Origin of the sequence: Neisseria sp. P0001.S007 (assembly GCF_051963655.1) — a bacterium.
GTDB lineage: Bacteria > Pseudomonadota > Gammaproteobacteria > Burkholderiales > Neisseriaceae > Neisseria > Neisseria subflava_A.
In genome coordinates this window covers 1-266 of sequence record NZ_JBQCUB010000047.1, presented here as the reverse complement: position 1 = coordinate 266, position 266 = coordinate 1, and the positions used below count along the sequence as shown (strand labels likewise).

Sequence of the window (266 nt, the reverse complement as noted above, 5' to 3'; positions counted from 1 at the left end):
AAAGTGACCGTTAAGCTGAAAAAAGACCTGGTAGTGAACAGCGTCGAAGCCGGCGACACCACCGTGAACAACGACGGCGTTAAGATCGCAGGCGGTCCTAGCCTGACCAAGTCCGGTATCGATGCTGCCGGCAAGAAGGTTACCAACGTAGCCGACGGCGACCTCAATGCCAACAGCAAAGATGCCGTTAACGGCAGCCAACTGTTTGCGACCAACCAAAACGTCGCGACCAACGCCGCCAATATCGCCAAAGGCATCAACTTCGG

General features: G+C 55.6%; 1 pseudogene. It reads left to right on the top strand.

The features are described 5' to 3' along the window. Positions 1 to 33: 33 nt before the first annotated feature. Positions 34 to 266 (top strand): annotated as a pseudogene (locus tag ACTHRE_RS11150) (hypothetical protein); the annotation flags it as partial.